Below are 6,856 nucleotides of genomic sequence, written 5' to 3'. Positions count from 1 at the left end.
CGGCCAAGCACCGGTTCCGGATCCAGTACCTGTGGGACACCGCGATCGGCGCCGACGACGGGCCGACCGTCCGCCCGGCGCCCGGGACGCCGCGGGCATCGCCCCCGCCGTCCGGGTGCCGGCTCCGGCGGCCGCGGAGCCGCCGGCCGGTCCTCGTTCCTGTTCCCCAGCTCCGGGACGTCCCTCGCGGTCCGTCCCGGCGCCCCCTGCGCGGCCGGGTACCGGAGTGGCGGGCGGGTCGTCGTGCCCCCGCCGTCACCCCGCTATCCGGCCTCGATGAACGCGTCGCGCAGGTAGTCGTGTACGGCCTGCTCGGGGACCCTGAACGAGCGGCCCACGCGGATCGCGGGCAGCTCGCCGGAGTGGACGAGGCGGTAGACGGTCATCTTGGACACCCGCATCACCGCCGCCACCTCGGCCACGGTCAGGAACCTGACCTCGCTGAGAGGTCGCTCGCCTGAGCTCATCGGACGCCCTCTTCCACACGTGCCGCGCACCGGCCCTTCGGGTGACTTTGATCACGCACGTGTACTTCCTCCAGCGTAAATCGCGTATCGGCTGTCGCAAGAGGGGAGTTCCACCCATTTCCGTATCCCGACCTGACCGGGAGGCCACAGGGCTATGTCCTCACGGAGCGTGGAGCTGACGGCACCGGCCGTAGCGCGACGAACGGTTGTCAACCGAAACCAGGCGATGACCTGCGACTCAAGGGCGGGCGGCGGCGCCGGGCGGACCATGCGTCCCGATACCGCCATGGCGTCACACGCAGTGACAGCAGCGCCGGGCGCCGCGCCGGGCCCAGGGGTTCAGCCGGCCGCGGAAAGCCCGGCGCAATCGAGGATGTAGGCCGTCAAGGGCGCGTAATGGTGCGGGGATACGCCGTCGTCGAGCGGCACCACGACGTCGATCTTCCCTTCGGCGGCGCCCGCGAACAGGGCGGGGTCGTTACAGTCAGCGAAGCCGACGGTGTCGATCCCGGCCTGACCGGCGGCGCCCGCCCAGCCGTGGTCGGCGATGGCCAGATCCGGCCAAACATCGGGTTTAGCGTCCGCGAGATCATCAAGGGCGGTAATGCCCCCGTCGTTCCCGGCCGCCAGCGCGCGGAGGACGGCCTCCATCGGGTGCGGGTCGTGCGTGTGGTGGGCGCGGCCGTCGTCGCCCTCCAGCATCGCCACCCCGCCCTCGGCGTACACGATGCGGCGCAGCTCCGCCCCGCCCCAGCTCGGCTGGACCTCGTACGTCCAGCCCGCCGCCGGGGTCAGCACCCGGCAGCCGCTCGCCGCGAGGGCGCGCGCGACCGCCTGGTAGAGCGGCGTCAGCGTGGCGGGGTGGCCGGTGGCGATCACGACGTTCTCCCGGCGCCGCGCGGCCAGGCCGATGCGCTCGCCCATCGCCTCCAGCATGGCGATCGTGATGTCGGGGTCGATCGTGTCGTCGCCGAACACGTGCCGGGGATCGGAGACGACGCCGCAGCGCTCGACCATCATCTCCAGGACGGTCCGCTCCGTCCACGCGCGCTCGAACTCCAGGCCGAACCGGTAGTAGGAGTCGCCCGCGGCCATCCGCCGGTAGTGCTTCAGGTTGTTCTGCCGGGGCGTCGCCACGTCCCCCGCGATCAGCGTCCGGACGAGGTGCGCGCGCAGCTCGTCCCGCTTCGGGACGGCCGTCACTCGTCGGTCAGCGGGTCGAGGCCGTGCTCGGGGAACACCGCCCGGCGCGTCGCCAGCACCGCCTGATCGACCGGGCTCGCCGGGTCGTAGCCGTTCCCCCACCTGGACACCTCCACCACGCTCGTCCCATCGGTCATCCGCAGCGGCGCGACCTCGTCGGTGCGCAGCCGGGCGAACTCGCGCCATCCCCGCGGCGTCTCCGTCTCGGGAGGCACCGGTCCGCCTGCGGCCTCGGCCAGCAGGTGCGTCCACGCGCGCGGGACGACCTGGACCAGCTCGTAGCCGCCGCCACCGGTCACGACCCAGCGACCGCCCGCGGTCTCGTGCGCCAGCCGGTGCAGCGCCGCGTACGCGGCGCGCTGCCCGTCCAGGCTGAGGATCAGGTGCGCCAGCGGGTCGAGCGAGTGGGCGTCCGCGCCGTGCTGGGTGACCAGGACCTGCGGGGCGAACCCGCGCAGCAGCGGCGGGACGACCGCGCCGAACGCGCGCAGCCACGGCCCGTCGCCGGTCCCCGGCGGCAGCGCCACATTGACCGCCGTGCCCTCGGCGCCCCGGCCGCCCGTCTCGTTCGGGAAACCGGTGCCGGGGAAGAGCGTCCGCGGCGTCTCGTGCAGGCTGATCGTCAGCACCCGCGGGTCGTCGTAGAACGCGGCCTGGACGCCGTCGCCGTGGTGGACGTCGATGTCGACGTAGGCGACGCGCTCGGCGCCGTTGTCCAGCAGCCACGCGATCGCGACCGCCGGGTCGTTGTAGACGCAGAAACCGCTCGCGGCGCCGCCGAGCGCGTGGTGCAGCCCGCCGGAGATGTTCGCGGCGTGCTCGGCCGCGCCCGTCCACACGGCCTCCGCGGCGGCCACCGAAGCGCCCGTGACCAGCGCCGACGCGTCGTGCATGCCGTGGAAGACCGGATTGTCGTCGGTACCGAGCCCATGCCGCGGATCGGGCAGCCCGGTGGCGCCCGCGTGCCTGACCGCCGCGATGTACTCCTCCTCGTGCACCAGCCGCAGAAGCTCGTCACCGGCGGCCTCGAAGGACGCGAGGCGCACGTTCGGCCGGTCCAGCACGCCGAGCTCACGGGCGAGCGCCATCGTCAGCTCGACCCGGACGGGGTTCATGGGATGGCCGGAGCCGAAGTCGTAGGAGACGAGACGCTCGTCCCAAAAGATGGTGAGCCCGCAGTCGACGGGAGGGAACGGCGCAGGACTCATGACCTCACGTTATCTCGGAGAACCCGTGTCGTGGATCACAGCGTTGATTGCAATCCCGGCCCACTGCGCTCGCCTGGCGGCTCGCTCCGTGACCGTTCTTGTGCGAGCGCGAATCGCTTCGCGATCTTCCCGGCGGGGCTCGCCTCCGGCGTCGCCCCGCCGGTCAGGTAGCGCGCTCGCCTGACGGCTGAGGGGGCTGGAATGGGGCTTACGCGTGCTGGGCGGGTTCGTGTCTTGCCCCGCCGGTCAGGTGGCGCGCTCGTGTGAGGGTTGAGGGCCTACGCGTGCTGGGCGGGTTCGTGGTCCGTGGTGGGTCGCCGGTTGCGGGCGGGGGCCGCCAGGGCCAGGCCCGCGAGGGCGGCCAGGGCGGATATCGACTCGCCCGCCAGGCTGAGCGTCTTTTCGGCGTACCAGACGGGCTCGTGCATGGCCGGCAGCGGGCCGAGGGCGCCGACGTCCACGTAGTAGTAGAGCAGCAGCGCCCCGACCGCGCTGCCCGCGACGAGGAACGCCAGCGCGTACGACCAGCGGCGCGCGTAGGTGAGGACGATGACGGCGGTCACCGCGGCGACCGCCGCCTGGACGCGGAAGATCACGTCACCGCCGATGGCCCCGCCCGGGACGAAGGCCATCTCGGGGGCGAACCGCCAGTGCACGACGGCATCGGTGATCAGTCCGGCGGCGACGAGCAGGCGGATGAGAAGTCCCATGTCTCCTACACGACCGGAACCCCGGTCCCGGATCAATGGTTCAGATAAGAACTTCTCGGACTTTACCCTCCGGCGAGCTCGCGGCCCCGGTTCCGGGCGGCCTCGATCGCCTCCAGCACCGCGGCGCGGACCCCGTGCCGCTCCAGCTCCCGGATCGCCGCGATGGTCGTCCCGCCGGGGGAGGTCACGGCCTCGCGCAGCAGGACGGGATGCTCCCCCGAGTCGCGCAGCATGACGGCGGCGCCCACGGCCGACTGGACGACCATCTCCAGCGCGGCGGCGCGCGGCATGCCGAGCAGGATGCCCGCGTCCACCATCGCCTCGACGAGGTAGTAGAAGTACGCCGGGCCGCTGCCGGACAGGGCGGTCGCGCCGTCCTGGAGCGACTCGGGGATGCGCAGGACCTTGCCGACCGGGGACAGCAGCTCCTCGGCCAGCCTGAGGTGCGCCTCCCCCGCGTACGACCCCGCGGAGATCACGCTCATCGCCTCGTCCACGTGGACGGGGGTGTTCGACATCACGCGCACGACCGGGACACCGGCGGGCAGCCGCTCCTCGATGTAGGAGGTCGTGATGCCCGCCGCCATCGAGATCACCAGCCGGCCGGCCGGGACGTGCGGGCCGACCTCCTCCAGCAGCGCGCCCATGTCCTGGGGCTTCACGGCCAGGACGAGCGTGTCCGCCTTCGCGGCGGCCTCGACGTTCCCGGCGGTCTCGATGCCGTACCGCTCGCGCAGCAGCGCGCCGCGCTCGGCGCGGCGCGCGGTGGCCATCAGCTCCGCCGGGCGGCGGCCCGCCCGGAGCACGCCGGACAGCAGGGCCTCGCCCATCTTCCCGGCACCCAGAATCGCGATCATCGATATACCTTGACGTGCGGTTTCAACGACCGGTCCACCCTATAGCCGGGCGGGCGCGGGCCCGGCGGGCGGTCAGGACCGGCCGGCCAGCGAGCGCACGAGGAAGCGGAGGTTGCCCGGCCGCTCGGCCAGCCGCCGCATGAAGTAGGCGTACCACTCCTGCCCGAAGGCGACGTAGACGCGGACCTGGGAGCCGTCGGCGGCGAGGCGCCGCTGCTCCTGCGGGCGCACCCCGTAGAGCATCTGGAACTCGAACGTGGCGGCGTCGCGCTCGTCCAGCACGGACAGCGCGCTCGCGATGTCGATCAGGCGCGGGTCGTGGGTGGCCAGCATCGGGTACCCCTTGCCGCCCATGAGGATCTTCATGCAGCGCACGTAGGACCGGTCGACGTCCTCCCTGGAGGTGAAGGCCACCGGTTCGGACGCGGCGTAGGCGCCCTTGCACAGCCGGACCCGCGACCCCTCGTAGGCCAGCTCCGCGCAGTGCTCCTCCGCGCGCCGCAGGTACGCCTGGATCACCGCGCCCGTGTCGGGGTGGTCGCGGCGCAGTTCGTGGACGGTCCGCAGCGTCGCGTCGACCGTCGTGTGGTCCTCCATGTCGACCGTGACCGTCGTGCCCGCGGACCGGGCGGCCCGGCAGACGCGCCGGGCGTTGTCGAGCGCGAGGTCCTCGCCGAGGGTCTGCCCGATCGCCGACAGCTTCAGCGACACCTCGGCGCGGGCGCCGAGGCGCGCCTCGCCGAGCCGTTCCAGCAGGTCGAGGTAGCGCCGCACGTTCGCCTCGGCGCGGGCCTTGTCACGCGTGTCCTCGCCGAGGACGTCCAGGGTGACCAGCAGTCCCTCGCCGGTCAGGTCGCGGGTGACCGCCGCGGCGTCCTCGACGGTCTCGCCGGGGACGAAGCGGCGGACGACGTCGCGGGTGAACGGCGCGGTCTCCACGACCCTCCGCGCGCCGCCGCTGCGCGACGCGGCGAGCAACGCCTGTCGAAGCACTGGTGAACCCCTCGTCCGGCGGGGCGGCCCCGCCCCTGTCTCCTCACCCAGGGTATGCCGGGCGGACGGGGGAGATCACGAAACGGTGCCGAGGGTGTTCCCGCCCGGGTGCCGCCGCACGTACTCGGGCATCTCGGCCGTCTTGACCGCGCTGAACAGGGCCTTCGCCTTCGCCTGGTCCAGCAGGACGACGCTCTGCCTGCCGCGCGTCCCCGTCCCCCGGTAGGGGGTCGTCAGGAATGTCACATCGGAGGCGTGCAGGTGCCGCAGGCTCAGCGCGAGCGAGCGCAGCTTCCCGCCCGACACCCCGTCGTCCACGCTGATCGACTTGGTGAAGGCGGACAGGAAGCGGTCGAGCTTCAGCGGGTTGGTGACCGTGCCGCCGTCGGCGGCCTGCTTGGCCAGCGCGCCGAGGAACGCCTGCTGCCGCCTGATCCGGTCGAAGTCGCCGTTGGGCAGGTTGTAGCGCTGCCGGACGAACAGCAGCGCCCTCTCGCCGTCCAGCTTCTGCCGGCCGGCGTTCCACTGCGTCTTGCGGGCGGGGTCGTACACGCTCTGCTTGATGTCGACCGTGACGCCGCCGAGCGCGTCCGTCATCGACTTGAACCCGGCGAAGTCGATCGCGCCGTAGTGGTCGACGCGGATGCCGGTGAGGGCCTCCACGGTCTCGATGAGCAGTTTCGGGCCGCCGAACGAGAACGCCGCGTTGATCTTCTGGTTCCCGTAGCCGGGAATGCCGACCCACGAGTCGCGCGGGAACGAGATCACGTACGCCCGGCGCCGGTCGGCCGGCAGGTGCAGCAGCATGATCGTGTCGGTGCGCTGCCGTCCCGGCTGCCACACCGCGCCGCCGTCGCCGGTGGTCGCGGCGTCGGCGCGCGAGTCCGAGCCGACGAGCAGCCAGTTCTCGGTGCCGGTCACGTTCGGGCCGGGCCGCCTGGCGCCCGCCTCCGGCATCGCGCCCTTGATCCGGTCGATGTTGCCGTTGTAGGACGACTGGCGCTGCCAGATCAGCCCACCGAGACCGGCCACGACCAGCGCGAGGAACACGCCCACCGCGATCAGTACGCGCGGCCAGCGCCGCCGGCGCGGCCGCCGGTGGTCCCCGGCCGGGCCGTCCCCGCCCTCGTCCGCGCCGCCGTCGCCTCCGAGCACCCCGAACCCGGACGCCGCGGCTCCCCGCGCCCCCGGTACGGGCGGCACACCGTCCTCGTGCGGTACGCCCTCCTGCGGTGCGCCCTCCCAGGGCGGACGGGGCGCGCCGTGCGGCACCGGGTCCCCGTGGGGCGGCGGCGACGCGGACGGGCCGGAGTGGTCTCGGGGGGTCATGGCGCCGGAGGCTACCAGCCGGATCCGGGCGAGAGCGCCGCGAACGGGACGATCGTCCGGGTCCAACGGCGGAGCGGGCCCCTGCTCCA

7 protein-coding genes are annotated in these 6,856 nt (G+C 73.1%); all 7 read right to left on the bottom strand.

Features of this window, described 5'->3' with window-relative positions:
- Positions 1-263: 263 nt before the first annotated feature.
- Positions 264-467, bottom strand: coding sequence for a helix-turn-helix domain-containing protein (locus E1291_RS21160; protein WP_026414196.1), 204 nt, complete (start codon positions 465-467; stop codon positions 264-266).
- A gap of 339 nt (positions 468-806) precedes the next feature.
- Positions 807-1,670: a phosphatase gene (locus E1291_RS21155; RefSeq protein ID WP_131739572.1), complete on the bottom strand. Its 864-nt coding sequence runs from the start codon at positions 1,668-1,670 to the stop codon at positions 807-809.
- On the bottom strand, positions 1,667-2,878 hold the full coding sequence (locus tag E1291_RS21150) for an acetoin utilization protein AcuC (protein WP_370771013.1): 1,212 nt from the start codon (positions 2,876-2,878) through the stop codon (positions 1,667-1,669). Before E1291_RS21150 ends, E1291_RS21155 begins: the two co-directional genes overlap by 4 nt.
- Positions 2,879-3,156: 278 nt before the next feature.
- The gene (locus E1291_RS21145; RefSeq protein WP_131739571.1) at positions 3,157-3,588 is read right to left on the bottom strand and encodes a hypothetical protein; all 432 of its coding nucleotides are present in this window, start codon (positions 3,586-3,588) and stop codon (positions 3,157-3,159) included.
- Positions 3,589-3,650: 62 nt separating this feature from the next.
- Positions 3,651-4,445, bottom strand: a complete 795-nt coding sequence (proC, locus tag E1291_RS21140; protein ID WP_131739570.1) for a pyrroline-5-carboxylate reductase — start codon at positions 4,443-4,445, stop codon at positions 3,651-3,653.
- Between the two features lie 72 nt (positions 4,446-4,517).
- Positions 4,518-5,438: a proline dehydrogenase family protein gene (locus E1291_RS21135; protein WP_131739569.1), complete on the bottom strand. Its 921-nt coding sequence runs from the start codon at positions 5,436-5,438 to the stop codon at positions 4,518-4,520.
- Between the two features lie 75 nt (positions 5,439-5,513).
- Positions 5,514-6,767: an LCP family protein gene (locus tag E1291_RS21130; RefSeq protein ID WP_131739568.1), complete on the bottom strand. Its 1,254-nt coding sequence runs from the start codon at positions 6,765-6,767 to the stop codon at positions 5,514-5,516.
- Positions 6,768-6,856: the final 89 nt, after the last annotated feature.

The sequence above is a fragment of the Actinomadura roseirufa genome (assembly GCF_900659635.1).
Taxonomy (GTDB): Bacteria; Actinomycetota; Actinomycetes; order Streptosporangiales; family Streptosporangiaceae; genus Spirillospora; species Spirillospora roseirufa.
Note: the sequence above shows the minus strand (reverse complement) of the source record. Positions and strands in the feature narration are given on the sequence as shown.

Excerpts from the sequence above, each read along its gene's own strand:
- E1291_RS21150 (WP_370771013.1), bottom strand. The coding sequence starts at position 2,878 with ATGAGTCCTGCGCCGTTCCCTCCCGTCGACTGCGGGCTCACCATCTTT.
- E1291_RS21130 (WP_131739568.1), bottom strand. The coding sequence starts at position 6,767 with ATGACCCCCCGAGACCACTCCGGCCCGTCCGCGTCGCCGCCGCCCCAC.
- E1291_RS21145 (WP_131739571.1), bottom strand. The coding sequence starts at position 3,588 with ATGGGACTTCTCATCCGCCTGCTCGTCGCCGCCGGACTGATCACCGAT.
- proC (WP_131739570.1), bottom strand. The coding sequence starts at position 4,445 with ATGATCGCGATTCTGGGTGCCGGGAAGATGGGCGAGGCCCTGCTGTCC.
- E1291_RS21160 (WP_026414196.1), bottom strand. The coding sequence starts at position 467 with ATGAGCTCAGGCGAGCGACCTCTCAGCGAGGTCAGGTTCCTGACCGTG.